At 63.7% G+C, this 248-nt stretch carries 1 pseudogene; it reads left to right on the top strand.

What is annotated here, in order from left to right:
• A pseudogene (locus J5M67_RS29085) lies at positions 1-248 on the top strand (arylsulfatase); the annotation flags it as partial.

The raw sequence follows: 248 nt of genomic DNA, 5'->3' as shown, positions 1-248 counted from the left end.
AACGCCGAGGAAGAGCCGGAGCGCCCGTACTGGCCGAAGGACGACCCGGCCTTCATCAAGGCCGCTTCGCCGCGCGGGGTGATCCATTCCTTCGCCGACGGCAAGATCGAGGACACCGGCCCGCTGACCAAGAAGCGCATGGAAACCATCGACGACGAGACCACCCAGGCCGCCATCAACTTCATGGACAAGCAGGTGAAGGCCGACAAGCCGTTCTTCGTCTGGATGAACACCACCCGCATGCACGC

This window comes from Pseudomonas sp. 30_B (assembly GCF_017491605.1).
Taxonomy (GTDB): domain Bacteria; phylum Pseudomonadota; class Gammaproteobacteria; order Pseudomonadales; family Pseudomonadaceae; genus Pseudomonas.
The sequence above is the reverse complement of the archived record's forward strand: the minus strand, read 5'-3'. Positions and strand labels throughout refer to the sequence as shown.